14 protein-coding genes are annotated in these 16,180 nt (G+C 74.1%); 4 read left to right on the forward strand and 10 right to left on the reverse strand.

Annotated features, from left to right (window positions below):
• Window positions 1-522 (forward strand): hypothetical protein (locus ABZU32_RS36310; protein WP_354930078.1); only part of this gene is annotated, 522 nt, incomplete at its 5' end.
• 6 nt (window positions 523-528) lie between these two features.
• Here the strand turns inward: ABZU32_RS36310 and ABZU32_RS36315 are convergent.
• Both ABZU32_RS36315 and ABZU32_RS36320 read right to left on the reverse strand, forming a co-directional pair.
• Window positions 529-1,725: an MFS transporter gene (locus ABZU32_RS36315; RefSeq protein ID WP_354930081.1), complete on the reverse strand. Its 1,197-nt coding sequence runs from the start codon at window positions 1,723-1,725 to the stop codon at window positions 529-531.
• Complete coding sequence (locus ABZU32_RS36320; protein WP_354853324.1) at window positions 1,722-2,474, reverse strand: DeoR/GlpR family DNA-binding transcription regulator; 753 nt, start codon at window positions 2,472-2,474, stop codon at window positions 1,722-1,724. Before ABZU32_RS36320 ends, ABZU32_RS36315 begins: the two co-directional genes overlap by 4 nt.
• Window positions 2,475-2,528: 54 nt before the next feature.
• On the opposite strand from ABZU32_RS36320, the gene ABZU32_RS36325 reads away from it, so the two are divergent.
• Window positions 2,529-3,551, forward strand: coding sequence for a YafY family protein (locus tag ABZU32_RS36325; RefSeq protein WP_354853326.1), 1,023 nt, complete (start codon window positions 2,529-2,531; stop codon window positions 3,549-3,551).
• Here the strand turns inward: ABZU32_RS36325 and ABZU32_RS36330 are convergent.
• The 5 genes from ABZU32_RS36330 to ABZU32_RS36350 form a co-directional block, all read right to left on the reverse strand.
• Window positions 3,529-4,023, reverse strand: a complete 495-nt coding sequence (locus ABZU32_RS36330; protein ID WP_354930085.1) for a universal stress protein — start codon at window positions 4,021-4,023, stop codon at window positions 3,529-3,531. The two genes, ABZU32_RS36325 and ABZU32_RS36330, sit on opposite strands and share 23 nt — an antisense overlap.
• Before the next feature lie 198 nt (window positions 4,024-4,221).
• Window positions 4,222-4,707 (reverse strand): redox-sensitive transcriptional activator SoxR, encoded by a 486-nt coding sequence (soxR, locus tag ABZU32_RS36335; protein ID WP_354930088.1) that lies wholly within the window; start codon window positions 4,705-4,707, stop codon window positions 4,222-4,224.
• A gap of 51 nt (window positions 4,708-4,758) precedes the next feature.
• On the reverse strand, window positions 4,759-6,099 hold the full coding sequence (locus tag ABZU32_RS36340; protein WP_354930091.1) for a M1 family metallopeptidase: 1,341 nt from the start codon (window positions 6,097-6,099) through the stop codon (window positions 4,759-4,761).
• A 205-nt stretch (window positions 6,100-6,304) separates the two neighbouring features.
• Window positions 6,305-6,685 carry an STAS domain-containing protein gene (locus ABZU32_RS36345; protein ID WP_354853336.1) on the reverse strand — a complete coding sequence of 127 codons (381 nt, stop codon included), beginning with the start codon at window positions 6,683-6,685 and terminating at the stop codon, window positions 6,305-6,307.
• Between the two features lie 186 nt (window positions 6,686-6,871).
• Window positions 6,872-7,279, reverse strand: a complete 408-nt coding sequence (locus ABZU32_RS36350; RefSeq protein ID WP_354853338.1) for an ATP-binding protein — start codon at window positions 7,277-7,279, stop codon at window positions 6,872-6,874.
• A 322-nt stretch (window positions 7,280-7,601) separates the two neighbouring features.
• Between ABZU32_RS36350 and ABZU32_RS36355 the strand changes: the two genes are divergently transcribed.
• Window positions 7,602-11,105, forward strand: a complete 3,504-nt coding sequence (locus ABZU32_RS36355; RefSeq protein WP_354930094.1) for a BTAD domain-containing putative transcriptional regulator — start codon at window positions 7,602-7,604, stop codon at window positions 11,103-11,105.
• A 399-nt stretch (window positions 11,106-11,504) separates the two neighbouring features.
• The gene (locus tag ABZU32_RS36360) at window positions 11,505-13,376 is read left to right on the forward strand and encodes a potassium transporter TrkA (RefSeq protein WP_354930097.1); all 1,872 of its coding nucleotides are present in this window, start codon (window positions 11,505-11,507) and stop codon (window positions 13,374-13,376) included.
• A gap of 51 nt (window positions 13,377-13,427) precedes the next feature.
• Here the strand turns inward: ABZU32_RS36360 and ABZU32_RS36365 are convergent, their stop codons facing one another.
• The 3 genes from ABZU32_RS36365 to ABZU32_RS36375 form a co-directional block, all read right to left on the reverse strand.
• Entirely contained in the window at window positions 13,428-14,414 is a 987-nt protein-coding gene (locus ABZU32_RS36365) for a hypothetical protein (protein WP_354930099.1), read from the reverse strand.
• A 238-nt stretch (window positions 14,415-14,652) separates the two neighbouring features.
• Window positions 14,653-15,498 (reverse strand): sigma factor-like helix-turn-helix DNA-binding protein, encoded by an 846-nt coding sequence (locus ABZU32_RS36370; protein ID WP_354930103.1) that lies wholly within the window; start codon window positions 15,496-15,498, stop codon window positions 14,653-14,655.
• The gene (locus ABZU32_RS36375) at window positions 15,429-15,953 is read right to left on the reverse strand and encodes an FAD-dependent oxidoreductase (protein WP_354930106.1); all 525 of its coding nucleotides are present in this window, start codon (window positions 15,951-15,953) and stop codon (window positions 15,429-15,431) included. The genes ABZU32_RS36370 and ABZU32_RS36375 overlap by 70 nt, the downstream gene beginning before the upstream one ends.
• Window positions 15,954-16,180 lie beyond the last annotated feature (227 nt).

A 16,180-nucleotide genomic window follows, 5' to 3' on the forward strand; every position in this document is an offset into this window, starting at 1 on the left:
CTTCGTTTGTGGGCGGGGGCCGGGGGCCGCGGGCCCGCCGGCGCGCCGCAGATCATCGCCATGGACGACGGCGCGGCGCCCTGGGTGGCGGTGCCGTACGCGTCCGGCGGGGTCGGCGCGGCGTGGTTCCTGCGGTCGGTGCTGGTCAGCGGCACGCTGATCGGGGAGACCCACGGGCCCGACTTCGTCCCCTACTGGCTCGGCGACCGCGCCCCGGCGGTCCCGGAGCCGCCGCCGCCCGCGCCGCCCCTGACCGAGACCCGCCGCGCGGTGCTGGCCGCGCTGTCGGCCCTGGTGGTGCTGGTGGTGCTGACCGGGGCGATCGCGTGGCTGCTGCTGGGCCGCGACGACGACACCGCGCCGCCGTCCCGGCCGCTGCCGCCGACGATGTTCGTGCCGACGCCGCCGCCGCTGCCCTCGCCCGACGACACCCTCAAGCCGTCGCCGGTGCCCTCTCCGGGGGACAGCGGCACGGTCTCACCCGGCCCGAGCCTGCCCGGCGACGAGGGCGACCCCATCTGAGGGTCGTCAGGGACGAGGAGGACGGACGGCGGGGGCGGCCAGGGCGACGAAGAGGGCGAGCAGGGCGGGGATGGCCAGGGCGCGCGGCAGGTCCAGCAGTTCGGCGACGGCGCCGATCAGTACCGGCCCGGTCAGGAAGCCCAGGTATCCAAGGCTCGCCACCCGGGCGAGCGCCTGCCCGGCGCGGGCCGGGTCGCGGTTGCCGGCCGCGGAGAACACCTGCGGGACGATGCACGACAGACCGGCGCCGAAGCAGCCGAACCCGATCACCCCGGCCAGCGGGTCGCCGATCAGCAGCGCCGAGGCCAGGCCGACGCCGGCCAGCGTTCCGCAGCAGCGGACGAGCGCCACCGGGCCGAAGCGGGCCGCGAGGCGATCGCCGGTCAGGCGGCCGGCGGTCATCGCGATCGAGAAGGCGGCGTAGGCGGCGGCGGCGAAGCCGGGTGAGCTGCCGAGGTGCTCGCGCAGGTAGACCGAGCCCCAGTCGGCCGAGGCGCCTTCGCCGACCATGCAGCAGAACCCGAGCAGGCCGAGCAGCAGCACCCCGCCGAGCCCTCCCCCGAGCCCGCGCCGACGTCCGGGGAGCGGCTCGGGGACGGCGTCGGCCGTCCGGTCCCGTCCGCCGCGCGTTCCGCCGGCCAGGCGGCGCGCGGTCAGGGCGGCGAGCACGGCGAGCAGGACGCCGACGGCGGCGAAGGCGGGCAGGGGGCCCACGCCCGCGTGCGCCGACAGCCCGCCGAGCGCGGCGCCGAGGAAGCCCCCGATGCTGAACACGGCGTGGAAGGACGACATCAGCGGTCCTCCCCACGCCCGCTCGACCTCGACGGCGCGCGCGTTCATCGCCACGTCGAGCATGCCGTGGACGGCGCCGAACACGGCCAGCGAGGCGGCGAGGGAGACCAGGGAGGGCATGAGGGCGGGCAGAGGGAGGACGGCGGCCTGGGCGAAGGCCAGCGGCACGGTGACCCGGGCGCTGCCCAGCCGGTCGACCAGCCGCCCGACGAGCTGCATCCCGGCGAGCGCGCCCGCCGCGATGGCGAGCAGGGCGACGCTGAGCTGCCCGTCGCCGAGCGCCAGCGCCTCCTTGAGCGCGGGGATGCGGGAGGTCCACACGCCGATGGCCATCCCGGGGATCAGGAACGCGAGGCACACCGCGAGGCGGGCGCCGCGCAGGGCGGCGTCGCGGTGGAGCGTGAGCGTCATGCGGCGACGCGCACGGTGACGCCGGCGGCGGCGAACGCCTCCCGCTGGTCGCGGGGGATGCCCTCGTCGGTGACCAGCACGTCGACCGCGGCGGGCGGGCAGACGGCGGCGAAGGCCGTCTGGCGGAACTTCGCCGAGTCGGCGGCGACGACCACCCGGCGGGCGGAGGCGATGGCGGCCTGTTTGACCGCGACGTCGTCCAGCGCGTGCGCGGTGACCCCGTGCTCGGCCGACAGTCCGCAGCAGCCGATGACGGCGGTGTCGAAGCGCAGGGAGGCGATGGTGTTCACGGTCAGGGGGCCGCCGATGTTGAGCTCGCCGTGCCGCACCTCGCCGCCGGGCAGGACCAGCCGTACGCGGGGGGCGTCGCTGAGAGCCTGGATGCCCTGCACCGAGAGCGGGAGGACGGTGAGCCGGCGGTCGCGGATCTCCCGGGCGACCGCCAGAGCGGTGGTGCCGCCGTCCAGCACGACCGCCTCTCCGTCGGCGAGCAGGCCGGCGACCTCGGCGGCGATGCGGAGCTTGGCCTCCGGCGCCTCGTGCTCGCGCACGCCGAACGGCGGCTCCTCGCCGCGCAGCAGCAGGCTCTGGGCCCCGCCGCGCACCCGGCGGACCACGCCCTGCTGGGCGAGCTCGTCCAGGTCGCGCCGGATGGTCATCTCCGAGACGCCGTGCCGGGCCGCGAGTTCGGCGACCGACACGCTGTCCGCGGTCATCAGGGCGTCCATGATCGCCCGCAATCGATCCATGTGTTCATATGAACATTTTTGGTGTTTGTTTGGCAAATCGTGGAGACTGGGGGCGTGCGCGCGAGCCGGTTGATCTCCCTACTGCTGGTCCTGCAGGCGCGCGGCCGGATGACGGCCGCCGAGCTGTCGGAGGAGCTCGAGGTGTCCGTGCGCACCGTCTACCGCGACGTGGAGGCGCTGTCGTCCGCGGGCGTCCCCGTCTACGCCGATCGGGGCCCGGCGGGCGGCTACCGGTTGCTGGACGGCTACCGCACCCGGCTCAACGGCCTGACCGCCGAGGAGGCGTCCTCGCTGTTCCTGGCCGGGCTGCCCGGTCCGGCCGCCGAGCTCGGCCTGGCCGAGGTGGCCGCCGCCGCCGAGCTCAAGCTGCTGGCCGCCCTGCCGCCCGAGCCGCGTTCCCAGGCCTCACGCATGCGCGAGCGGTTCCTGCTGGACGTCCCCGGCTGGTACCGCGACGCCGACGACGCCCCCCACCTGGGGCAGGTCGCCGACGCGGTGTGGGAGGGGCGCGGGCTGCGCATGGTCTACCGCCGCTGGGGGCCCGCCGAGGTGGTGCGGGAGGTCCGCCCGTACGGTCTGGTCCTCAAGGGCGGATCCTGGTACATGGTCGCGGCGCCGGAGGAGTCGGCCGCACGCACCTACCGCGTCTCGCGCATCGTGTCGCTGGAGGTGCTGCCCGAGCGCTTCGCCCGCCCGGAGGGCTTCGACCTCGGGGAGTTCTGGCAGACCTACACGGCCGAGTTCCGTGAGCGCATGTACACCGCCGAGGCCACCGTGCGGCTGGCGCCGGGGATGGAGGGTCTGCTGAGCCACACCCTCGGCGCGCGCCCGGTCGACGCCGCGCTGGCCGAGGCCGGGCCGCCGGGCGAGGACGGCTGGACGGTGCTGCGGCTGCCGGTCGAGTCGGTGCGGCACGCCTGCTGGCAGCTGCTGCGCCTGGGCGCGAACCTGGAGGTCCTCGGGCCGCCGGAGCTGCGCGAGATGATGGCCGGCACCGTGACGCGCCTGGCCGCCATGTACGGCGACACGGCGGGCCGCGACGACCCCGGCGGGGTCATCCGGTCGGCGCCACGCTGAGGGTGACCTCGTAGGAGGGGAAGGCCGGCAGGGGGACGGACTTGGGGGAGACGACCACCACCGGGCAGGGGGCGCTCATGATCAGCGCCGCGAGCACGGGCGTCGCGGCGACCGGCGTGCCGGGCTCGGGGTTGCGGATGCCCAGCACCAGCATCTCGGCGCCCTCGCAGTGTGTGAGCAGCACCTGCGCGGGCGGCCCGTGCGCCACGATGGGCGTGAGGGAGGGCGCGACCTGGGCGACGACACGGCGGGTCTGCTCCCTGGCGGCGGCGTACTCCTCGTCGTGGGAGCGCCAGGTGCCCATGGGCGCGTACGACGCGCGGTGCTGCCCCGACCACTGCCAGGCGTGCACCGGCTGGATCATCGCGTCCCGGAGCCGGGCCTCGCCGAGCGCCCAGCGCAGGGCGGCCGTCGCCGCGGGGGAGTGGCTCACGCCCACGACGATGCGTGGTCGACTCGTGTTGTGCGTCACGGGGACCTCCTCCCCATCGATCATCGCGTGAGACAGGTGACGAGCCGCCAAAGCTCGGGAAAAATGCTCACTAAATGTCACAATACACACACAATTCATCACTCTGGGTGTGGCATTGCTCACCCCCTCTACGGCGGCCGCCGATCGGGAGCGCCGACGCGCACGTGATCGCGAACCGGTCGTCGTGGCCGATGTGATCTACTTTGTAAAGGCGTCGGCTTTGGACACTTCAGGCTTCATCAGGCGATGCGCACCAGGACCCCGCTCGCCGAGAGCGTCCTGCGGATTGGCCAGGGCGCAGATGTCGATGGACAGGCAGCCGCAGCCGATGCAGTCGGCGAGGCGGTCGCGCAGTCGCTCCAGTTGCTCGATGCGCGCGTTGAGGTCCTCGCGCCAGCACTGGGACACCCGGGCCCAGTCGGTGCGGGTGGGCGTGCGCCCCTCGGGCAGCAGCGCGAGCACGTCCCTGATCGTGGCCAGCGGGATGCCGACGCGCTGGGACGCCCGGATGAAGGCCACCCGGCGCAGGGTGTCGCGGGTGTAGCGCCGCTGGTTGCCGGCCGTCCGCCGGCTGTGGATCAGGCCCTGCCGCTCGTAGAACCGCAGGGCCGAGGCGGGCACGCCGCTGCGCTCGGACAGTTCGCCGACCGTCAGTTGCGCGGCCCGCCAGGAGACTCGTGTCATGCCGCCAAGGCTAGCCGGACCTGAACAATAGTTCAGGTCCGGCCGGGGCGGTCAGCCGTCGATGCGGTGCGCGGTCCAGAACGAGGACAGGTTCACCGAGGTCGCGGCCTGGGCGGCGGCCTTGAAGTCGGCGGTGGTGGAGACGCCGAGCCAGTGGGAGGCGGCGTAGTCCTTCAGCAGGTTCTGCATCGCGGTCGTGCCGATGGCGCGGCGCAGGTCGTGCAGCGCGCACTTGCCGTAGCCGTAGACGACCGTGCCGTACCGGCCGGAATGAGCGTCCCAGTAGGCCATCGAATTGCTGATCTTCTCGGCGGAGGACTGCCAGGAGACGCTGTTCCAGCAGTTGGTGCCCGAGATGCCGTTGTACAGGTCGGTCGCGTAGTCGGCGAAGGACTCGTCCAGCCACGGGCTGTTGTACTCGTCGTCGCCGACGATGCCGTACCACCACTGGTGGGCCAGCTCATGCGCCAGTGCCGTGGAGCTGATCACGTCCAGGACGAAGCCGGGATACTCCATGCCGCCGAACCAGAAGTTGTTGTCCAGCACCGCGTCGACCTCGCCGTAGGGGAAGGCGCCGAAACGCCCCGCGTGCGCCACCAGCGCGTTCTTGGCGGTCGTCATCATGGACGCTGCGCTGCTGGAGCTGATCGAGCTCACCCGGTAGACGTTCACCGTGACGCCGGTGGTGGTCGTGCTCGTCGTCTTGACGAACGGCCCCGCCGCCCAGGCGAACTCGCGCACCTTGCTCGCCGTGGCCGTGGTCACCGTCCGGCCGGAGGCGCCGGGCGTGTCCACCGAAGTGCCGGTGGCGGGCACCAGCAGCGAGGTCGGATGGTCGAGGGTGACGGTGTAGTCGCTGATCAGCTGGTAGAACGCCTCGCCGTTGTTGGTGTAGGGGTCCAGGTGCCAGCCGTTGCCGTCCCGGACGGCCAGCACCGGCAGGGCGTTGCCGATGAAGTTGTAGGACCCGTCACGGCCGAACCGGTCGGCGCCGCTCGGCACCACGATGCTCAGGTCGAATCCGATCGAGGTGCTCTGGCCCTGGTTCAGCGGTGACGGCAGCGTGATCTTCAGAGCGGTGCAGTTCACCGACAGCGGCGCGGGCGTGCCCCCCGTCACGTTGGTGACCGTGATCGGGGTGGAGGGGCAGCTGCCGTGGTAGTTGTCCCACAGCCGCAGGTAGACCTCGGTGAGCGGGTCGGCGGACGGGTTGCCGAAGCTGACGCTCTGATGGCCGGTCCAGGTGCTGCCCGAGGCGTTACTGGCCAGCGTGACCGTGTAGACGGCGGTGGCGGGCGTGCGGGTCGCGTCCGCCGCCAGCGCGGCCGACGGGACGCCGCCGAGCAGCAGCAGTGCCGCCGCAGCGGCGGAGAAGAGCATTCGTCGGAGCATGAGGACGGTTCTCCCTTCCGAACACCGGAAACCCCCGCCCCGCCGACGTAACGTAACTTCTCTCCCGGGGCCGGTCAACGATCCCCTTACTCCCGGCATGGAGGACGTGCAGGCCGGCGCCGCTCGGCGGTGACGCCGGTGCGGGCGCGCGGTCATGGCCCCGGTCAAGATGCCCGGCCGGGAGAGGGCGGTGCGGGCGCCCCGGTCAGGACGCGGACAGGGCGGCGCGGGCCTCGTCGGCGGTGGGGTAGGTCGAGAAGGCGTCGGCCACCCCGGTCAGGCGGAAGGTGCGCTGGACGCGCGCGTTCAGGCCGGCGAGCGCGACGCTCCCCTCGCGGGCGGCCAGCGCGCGGCGGGCGCCCAGGAACACGCTGATGCCGGTGGAGTCGCAGAAGGCCAGGCCGGTGACGTCGATGATCAGGTGCCGGCACTGGTCGGCGTAGGCCTTGTCGAGCGCCTTCTGCAGGTGCGGGACGCTGCCGTGGTCCAGTTCCCCCGTCAGGACCAGCGTGCGCACCGGGGAGGAGTGGCCGTCGGCGGAGCCGCCTTCGACCTGCACGGTGAAGTTCATGGGCGACCTATTCACGGAGCGAGCATTGGATCGGCGGGGACGGCGGACAGGGCCGCGGGCGGGTGACCGGGGGTGCGCGCACCGGGACCGGCCCGCATGGCGACTAGCTGATGCTCCACATCGGTGACGATATGCGAAGCGGCCACGCCTGCCCACAGATAGAGCGATGCTTGATCGGTAAGTGAGGGGACCCGGTCGGGGTCAGGCCTTCGGCAGGCCGTTGATCTCCTGGCGCAGCAGCACCGCCGACCCCTGGGCGTCCCTGGTGATGCGCACCTCGTCGCACAGCTGTTGCATGAGCCAAAGGCCCCGGCCGCGCAGCGTGGTCACCCCGGGGTCGCCGGCGGTGGCGTGCGCAGGCACGAGTTGCCCGAGACGGTCGTGCACCTCGACGGTGACGGAGCGCTCGTCATGCCAGGCTTGGACGTGCCCCTCGCCGTGGGCGTGGTCGAGCACGTTGGCGGCGGCCTCGTTCACCGCCAGCACCAGGTCTTGCAGGCGCACGCCGGAAAGACCCGCCAGAGCGGCGTACCCGCGCACCTGCCCCCGCAAGGTGCTGAGATCATCGGTGATCGGCCACTGCGCGGACGCATGCCCCCTGCGATCCACCGGCACCCTCCTGCCACGCCGCCAGTCGTCCACCTGTCAGAACTCCGCCACGGGCTTGACCATAACGCCTGGACGTCCTGGGTCACGCACCGGCCGCTCTCCCACCCCCGGCGGCGCGGCGTCCGCACAACCGTACGGTAAGGACGAATCGGCGCGCCGCATCCCGGGGCCCGGAGAATTCACCTGTTACCCCGTGAGCCCGGCGATAACAGAGATACGGCACTCCATGCGTTCCGGTCGAGGTAAGTGCAGGGACGAACCACGCGACCGGCGCGGGTCCACGAGAATGGAGCCGTCGTGATCGAGGGAAGGGCGGGATGCCGTGCGCGTCGGGATCCTCGGGCCGCTCCGGGTCCAGGACGCGCACGGGAACCCGGTCGAGGTCGCGGGCGCGCGGCTGCGGGCGCTGCTCGTACGGCTCGCCCTCGACCCCGGGCGGGTCGTCACCGTCGAGCGTCTGGTCGACGACCTGTGGCCGGGCGAGCCGCCCGCCAACCCGGCGGCGGCGCTGCAGTCCCTTGTGGCGCGCCTTCGCCGTGAGCTCGGCGGACGGGAGGCGGTCGCCTCCCACCCGTCGGGGTATCGGCTGGGCGCGGAGGGGCCGGCCGTGGACGCGTGGGTCTTCGACGCGCGGGCCGCCCGGGGAGCGGCCCTGCTGCGCGCCGGCGACCCGTCCGGCGCGGGCGGGCCGCTGCGCGAGGCGCTGGAGCTGTGGCGCGGGCCCGCGCTGGTGGACGCCTCCCGGTTCCCCTTCGCCGCCGCGCCCGCCGCGCGGCTGGAGGAGCTGCGGCTGGCCACGCTCGAGGCCCGCATCGACGCCGACCTGGCGTGCGCGGTTCCCGGGCTGGTCGCCGAGCTGGAGGAGCTGGCGGCCGCGCATCCCACCAGGGAGCCGTTCCAGGCCCGACTCATGCGGGCGCTGTGCGCCGACGGCCGGCGGGCGGACGCGCTGGAGGTGTACGAGCGCGTGCGCGCGGCGCTGGCGGACGGGCTCGGCGTGGACCCGGGCGCCGAACTCCGCGCCGCCCACCTGCACGCCCTCCGCGCCGACGCCTCCCCGGCCGTCCAGGGCACGGCGGCCGGGGGCAACCTGCCGGCGCCGCTGACCCGCCTGGTGGGAAGGCACGACGACCTGGCCAGGGTCGGCCGCCTGCTGGGGGAGGCGCGGCTGGTCACCGTGATCGGGCCGGGAGGGGCGGGCAAGACCCGGCTGGCCGTGGAGGCGGCGCGACGCGAACGGGCGCCGGACGGGGTGTGGCTGGTCGAACTGGCCCACGTGACCCGTCCGTCCGGCGTGCTGGGCCACCTGCCCCGTCCGTCCGGCGTCCAGGGCCACCTGGCCCGGCCGTCCGGCGTCGCGGCGGCCGTCCACGCGGCCCTGGCCGGCACAGGCCTGCTCGCCGGCCTCGGCGGCGCCCGGGGGGCCGGGCCGGCCGAGCGGCTGTGCGCGTCGCTGGGGGGGCGCCGTGCCCTGCTGGTGCTGGACAACTGCGAGCACGTGGTGGAGGAGGCCGCCGAGCTGGTCCAGCGCGTGCTCGCCGCCGCGCCGGGCGTGCGGGTGCTGGCCACCGGCAGGGAACCGCTCGGCGTCACCGGTGAGGCCCTGCATCCCCTGCCGCCGCTCGCGGTGCCCGGCGAGGACGTCACGCCGCTGTCGGCGCCGTCGTTCGCCGCGGTCGCCCTGTTCGCCGAGCGCGCCGCGGCCGTCCGCCCGGGTTTCGCCGTCGACGAGGGCAACCTCGCCGACGTCGTGCGGCTGTGCCGGGAGCTGGACGGCATGCCGCTGGCTATCGAGCTGGCCGCCGCCCGGCTGCGCTCCCTGACCCTCGCCCAGCTCGCCGGCATGATCGGCGACCGCCTGGAGGTGCTGGGACGCGGCAGCCGCGCGGTGGAGCGGCGGCACCGCACGTTGCGGGCGACGATCGACTGGAGCTGGGAGCTGCTCACCGAGCCCGAGCGGGCGGCGTTGCGGCGGCTGTCGGTGTTCGCGGGCGGCGGGGCGTCGGCCGAGGCCGCGGCGCGCGTGTGCGGAGCCGGCCTGGACGTGCTGACGTCGCTGGTCGACCGGTCCCTGCTGGTCCAGGCCGCCGATGGCTCCCGGCCGGGTGAGGGCTCGTCCCTCGCCGGGGACGGCGAGGGGGTGCGCTACCGGCTGCTGGAGACGGTGCGCCACTACGCGGCCGAGAAACTCGCCCAGAGCACGGAGAGCGCCGGGAGCGCCGGGAGCGGGAGCACGGAGAGCGCCGGGAGCGCCGGGAGCGGGAGCACGGAGAGCGCCGACAGCGCAGCCAGCTCCCTCGGTGGGCGGTCCGTTGCGGGTGCGGCCGGGGGGTCGAGCACGCCGGGCCGGGACGGCACCGCAGGCGCGGCGGTCGCGCACGGCGCGGCGGGGGCGGAGGAACGGCGGGTGCGGGCGGCGCATGCCGCGTACTTCCTCGAGCTGGCCGAGCGCTGCGAGCCGTCGCTGCGCGGCCCGGAGCAGGCCGCGGCGCTGCGCCTGCTGGACGGCCATCAGGGCGACCTGGACGCGGCCCTCGGCCACGCGATCGAGTGCGGGTGGGCCGAGACGGCGGTCCGGCTGTACACGGCGCGGCTGTGGTCGTGGGTGATGCGGGGCAGGCGGCGGGAGGCGGCCGACTGGGCGGCGGCGGTGGCCCGCGCCACCGGCGACGCGCCCCCGCCCGGGCTGGCCGCCGAGCACGCGATGTGCCTGCTCCTGGCCGGGTCCGAGGACACCGGCGGCGAAGGCGACGGCGCGGGCGTCGCAGGGATGCGGCCAGGCGAGCTGCTGGACCGCATGTACCGGTCCGACCGGCCGGCGGTGCTCGGCTCGTGGGCGATCGTGGGTGCGTACGCGGGCGGCGTCGCCGACATCCGGCGCCGCGCCGCCGCCGCGGTCGAGCACTTCGGCCGCCACCCGGACGCGTGGGCGCGGGCCACGACGCTGCTCATCGAGGGCATCGTGGAGTTCGAGTTCGTCCCCGGCGGCGCGCCACGCGCCGAGGTGCTGGTGCGCTCGGCCTCGCGGGCCTTCCACGGGCTCGGCGAGCGCTGGGGGATGGCGCTGGCGCTGTTCTGGCTGTCGCTGGTGGCGGAGAACCGCGGCGAGCCGGCGGAGGCGCTGGCCCTGCTGGAGGAGTCGGCGGCGCGGGCGGCGGAGATCGGCGGCGTCGACGCGCTGCCCGGTCCGGCGATGCTGCCTGTGCGGCTGGGCCAGTTGCGGGCCCGCACCGGCGACCTGGCGGGCGCGGAGGCGGTGCTGCGGCAGGCGCGGGTGGCGGCCGAGCGGGCGGGGGACGCGCTGGCGCAGGCCCGCACCTGGCACGCCCTGGGGGAGACGGCGCGCCGCGCGGGGGACCACGCGGAGGCGCGCACGCGCCTGCGCCGGGCGATGGACCTGCTGGCGGCCGAGCAGCTCGCCGGAGGCACGGCCTCCCGTCCGCCGATGATCCCGCCGCAGCTGGTGGCGTTCGTGTGGCTGGAGGCGGCCCGGGTGGAGGCCCTGGCGGGCGATCGCGCCGCTGGCGAGCGGCGTCTACGGGAGGCTCTGGAGGCGGTGGCGGCTATCCCGGACGACACCGCGCGCGCCACCGTCCTCGAGGGAGCGGCCGAGTGGCTCGTGGGGGCGGGCGAGCCCGGACGCGCCGCCGCGGCGCTGGCGGCGGCCTCCCGGCTGCGGGGCGTGCCCGACAGCGCCGACCGCGAGGTGGCCGCTCTGGTCGCCCGATGCCGGGATGCGCTGGGTGAGGCCCGTTTCGCCGCGGCATGGCGCGCGGGCGCTTGTTCGCCCGTCCCGGACGCCGCGGCCCTGCTTCCCGGCCCCTGACGGCCCGCCGCGGCCTACCGTGGGCACCGCTCCGCCGTCCGCGCGCCCGCCTCACTTCCCTGCCGTTCGCGTGCCTGCCTCGCCCTGACGTCCGCGCGCCCGCCTCACTTCCCTGCCGTCCGCGTGCCTGCCTCGCCCCTGACGTCCGCGTGCCCGTCTCGCCTCTGCCGTCCGCGCCCGTCTCACCCCTGCCGGTCGCGGGCGTTCCGTGACGAACCCCTGCGGACTGCGGCGGCGAGGAGGAGTCTCTGACCTGGGCCGTAACGGCTTTGTGTCCGCTGGGAAGCCGGAGCGATGTCCTGGTACGTGCACGGTTCGCCCTCGGTTACTGCTTCAATGATCGATGGCCGGCGGCTGAGGGCGCCGGCTTTTTGACGGCTGCGATGGGCGGGGGCAACGATGCGGAGACTGCGAGAGCGGCTTCGGTACTGGTTCGACGGGACGATGGACCGCGGCACGCCGGCGCTGATCGGCTGGCTGGCTCTGACGTCCGTGGTGCTCATCGTGCTGGTCACCGCCGCCGTGGTCGCCTTCACCGACGCCGACACCAGGAACAACGGCGGCTGGCGGGGCGTCGGGTGGATGAGCCTGATGCGCGCCATCGACCCCGGCACCATGGGCGGCGACAGCGGGAGCCCGGTGTTCCTGGCGCTGATGCTGACCATCACCATCGGGGGCATCTTCATCGTCAGCTCGCTCATCGGTGTGCTGACCACCGGTCTGGAGAACCGGATCAGCGAGCTGCGCAAGGGCCGGTCCCGGCTGATCGAGAGCGGTCACACGATCGTGCTCGGCTGGTCGGAGCAGGTGTTCACCGTGATCGAGGAGCTCGTCAAGGCCAACGAGGGGCAACGGCGGTCCTGTGTGGTGATCCTGGCGGACCGCGACAAGGTCGACATGGACGACCAAATCCGCGCCCGGGTGGGGGAGACCGGCCGCACCAGGGTCATCTGCCGGTCGGGAAGCCCGCTCAAGCGGGTGGACCTGGAGCTCGTCAGCCCGGACACCGCCAAAGCGATCATGGTGCTGCCCTCGCCGGACAAGGACGCCGACGTCGATGTGATCAAGGCGTTGCTGCTGCTGAACAACCGCGCCTGGCGGGGCGTGCGGCCGCACGTGGTCGCCGCCGTGCAGGAGTCGGAGAACCTCGCCGCCGCGCGCCTCGCCGGAGGCGAGTCGGCCATCGTGATCGACGCCGACGACATCACCGTGCGGCTGGTGGCCCAGTCGCACCGCCAGTCGGGGCTGTCCACGGTCTGCACCGACCTGCTGGACTTCGACGGCAACGAGCTCTACATCCGCCCCGAGCCCGCGCTCACCGGCCGCACCTACGGCGAGGCGCTCGGCGCCTACGACCTCGGCATCCCGGTCGGGCTGCGCAGAATGGACGGGCGGGTGCTGCTCAACCCCGCGCAGGAGACGGTGATCGACGCCAGGGACCAGGTGATCGTCCTGGCCGAGGACGACCTGCTCATCCAGCTCGCCGGCTCCGCTCCCGCGATCGTCGCCCAGGCCGTCGCGGCGGCCCCCGACCGGGTGCAGACCCCGGACCGCACCCTGCTCATCGGGTGGAACTCGCGCGCTCTGAAGCTGATCGACCTGCTGGACCGCCTGGTCGAGCCGGGGTCGGTGGTGGACATCGCCGCCCCGGGCCGGCCGGTGGACGTCCTCGAGACCGGACGGGAGAACCTGACCGTCGGCTACAAGTACTGCCGGCCGACGAGCCGGCGGTCGCTGGAGAACCTCGACCTCGGCGGCTACCGGCACCTGGTCGTGCTGGCCGACGACGAGGTCGACCCCGAGCACGCCGATGACCGGACGCTGGTGACGCTGCTGCACCTGCGCGACATCAAGGTGAGCCTCGGTGACCCCTACACCATCGTGACCGAGATCAACGACGACGCCAACCGGGAGATCTTCCAGGTCACCAAGGCCGACGACTTCATCATCAGCACCAAGCTCATCAGCCTGCTGCTGACCCAGCTCGCGGAGAACCGGCATCTGCACGGCGTGTTCTCCCAGCTCTTCGACCCCACCGGCCCGGAGATCCACCTGCGGCCCGCCTCGGACTACCTCGTCCCGGGCGTGGAGGCGAACTTCGCGACCGTCATGGAGGTGGCCAGGCGGCGCGGGCAGACCGCCATCGGCTACCGGGTCAAGCGGCACAGCGACCACACACCCTCCTTCGGGGTGACGCTCAACCCGCCGAAGACCGCGCCCCTGACCTTCGGCGCCGACGACAACGTCATCGTCCTGGCCGAGAACCTCTGACCTCCTGCGGGCCGCGCGGCAGGCGGGGGCCGTCCTCCGCCGGGCCCCGGGTCAGATGGTCACCGCCGGGGGCCGGCCCGGCGCGGGGCGGTCCCTCCCCAGCCTCCCGGCGACCTCCGACAGGGCCCCGGTCCGCCCGAGGTAGCCGCCGGCCGCCTCGAGGTCCTGGCGGAGCCGCTTGCGGCAGTTCACCACGTAGATCAGCCACAACGCCGCCACGGTGACCTGCGTCGGCGGCAGCAGGTACCCCGCCGGCGCGCCGGCCAGCATGGCCAGCGGGGCGCCCTTGACGATCCGCTCGTTGAACCTGCGCTGGGCATCGCCGGCGGCGAGCGCGGCGGCGCTCATCTCCCCGACGGCCTCGGAGAGCGTCCTGGTGGGCGCGACGACGTCGGAGAGCATGAGGCTTCTGAAGGCGTCGCCGGCCTCGCCGCGCAGATGGTCGTGCGAGGCCCGCACGGCACCCTGGACGCCGTCGGCGTGCTCGGTCACGTTCGTCCCGAGCCGGGCCGCCGCCAGGCCGCGCCGCTCCCAGGCCTCGGGGTCGCGGGCGTTCGCTATCACGATCAGCGTCGCGGCCATGGTGAGCAGGGCGCTTCCGCCGCCGCCCGCCGCCGGCATCGCCGGGCTCCTGCCCATCCGGGCGGCTCTCCCGGCGCCCGCCACCGATGCGAGGATCGCGGACGCCTGGACGCCGAGGCCGCCGAGCACGGCGCCGGTCCGCCCGGCCGAGTGCTCGCCGGAGGCCGCCACCATCCCGGCGGTCGCCTCCTCGGCCTGGCCGTAGCGCAGGCCGGCGGTCCGCACGTCCGCGCCGGCCTTGTGGTGGCCCTCGCGCAGCAGGGCCGCCGTCGTGGCGGCCGCGGAGGCGTGCCGGTCGAACCTCGTGCGGAAGTCCCCCGCTGCTTCGGGGTAGTCCGCCGGCCGGGGCATCAGCTCGGAAAGAGCGCCGGGGAAGGCGTCCACGTCCGGCTGCCGCGCGGAGTGTCCCCGTACGAAGTCACGTAGTCCGCCGTAATCGACGAAGAATCCGTCCACTGCCGACCTTCCGGGGGTGCGCCGGGTCCGATGATCTTCGGTTGCGATCATCTCAGACGACCTCGCCGCGCGCAGGGCCGCCCTGAGTCGAAATCATGTCGAGGGCGGCTCTCTTGATCGGTGTCGGGTCGGCGGTGGTCCTGGGGAACCGGACACGGTGGGCGATCGCCGGTCCTCCGGCGTGCGCCCAGCGGGGCGTTCGTCCAACGCGTTGCGCCTGGCCGCGGTCGGCGTCGGGTCACCACTGGCTGACGAGCGGCGTGTGCGGTCCGTGCCGCCGCCAGGCTTCGGCGAGGCGGACCAGGCGGGTGGGGGCGGCGATGCCGTGCACGGTAGCGATCTTGCCGCCTGTGACGCCGAACGTCACGGCGCCGACGACCTGGTCATCGAGCACGAACAGGACGGCGGGGGCGCCGTTGACGAGCGCGTAGTGGACGGCGGGCGTGCCGCCGGCAAGGCGCCGTTTCGCGGGTGTGGGCCTGAAACCGGCCCGTGCGACGGCGGCGATGCGCTGCGGAGTGTCGTACCGCAGCAGCCTCTCGGCCAGGCCGGCGCCGTTGGAGTCGGAGATCGCGGTTGCGTCGTCGGTGAGCAGCGCCACCAGCCGTTCGACGCGGCCCGAGGCGGCGGCGGCGAGGAATTCCTCGACGATCCCGCGAGCGGATGCCGGGTCGACCTCACCGCCGGGGCGGCGCACGGCGGTGATGCGGCGCCGGGCCCGGTGGAGGTGCTGCTGGCTTGCGGACTCGTTGATGTCGAGGATCTCCGCGATCTCGGCGTGGCTGTAGGAGAACGCCTCGCGCAGGACGTAGACGCCCCGCTCGAGGGCTGACAGGCGCTCCATGAGCGTGAGCACGGCCAGGGAGACCGATTCGCGCTGCTCGAACGAGTCGGCCGGGCCGAGCATCGGGTCGCCGTCGAGGAGCGGTTCGGGCAGCCAGGCGCCGGCGGTGCGTTCGCGGCGGGCTTGTGCCGAGCGGAGCCGGTCGAGGCACAGGTTGGTGACGACCTTGGTCAGCCATGCCTCTGGCACCCGGATCCGCCGTCGGTCGGCGGCCTGCCAGTGCAGGAACGCGTCCTGCACGGCGTCTTCGGCGTCGGCGGCGGAGCCCAGCAGCCGTCCAGGCGCTCGCGCAGGCGCAGCGCCGATGGCCGGCCGGCGACGTCGAAAGCGTACTCGGCCACGCCGGGGACGCCGCCGTCGGCGACATGGCTGCCGAGCGCGTAGACGAGGGTGTCGTAGCCGAGCTCGCCGCCGCCGTCGGCATCGGCCACGGCGACGACCTGGTTCTCGGGGTCGACGGCGGTGACACGGGCCACGCACAGCCGTATCCCCGTCCCCGCGAAGACGTCGGCGAGCTTCTGAGCCTCGACCTCCCGACCGGCCGCCACCTGGTGCAGCCGCAGCCGCTCGACGAAGTCCGGCACAGCGTTGACCACGGTGATCTCGGTGTCCGCCGGGGACAGCCGGCGGGCCAGGTTCCCGGCCAGGTAGACCCCGGCATAGCCGGCGCCGAGGACGACGATGCGGTGCTTCATGTCTCGCTCCTGTCGGTTCGCTCGCTCTTGCGTGAGTTGAGCGGAACAGAGCCCCGATTGCTGACAGGAACCGCATGTGGCGTGGGTCACAGAGCGCCAGGACCACCGCCCAGCGATGCTCCCGACAGGCATCCGCTACCAGTCGACCCCGCAGACCTGCTCGTTCTTTCGTGAATCCAGAGCCGGTTTCCGAGGAGATCCGGAACGCACTTCGGCGGTAGAAGCCC

Source organism: Sphaerisporangium sp. NPDC005288 (assembly GCF_040607475.1).
Classification (GTDB): domain Bacteria; phylum Actinomycetota; class Actinomycetes; order Streptosporangiales; family Streptosporangiaceae; genus Sphaerisporangium; species Sphaerisporangium rhizosphaerae.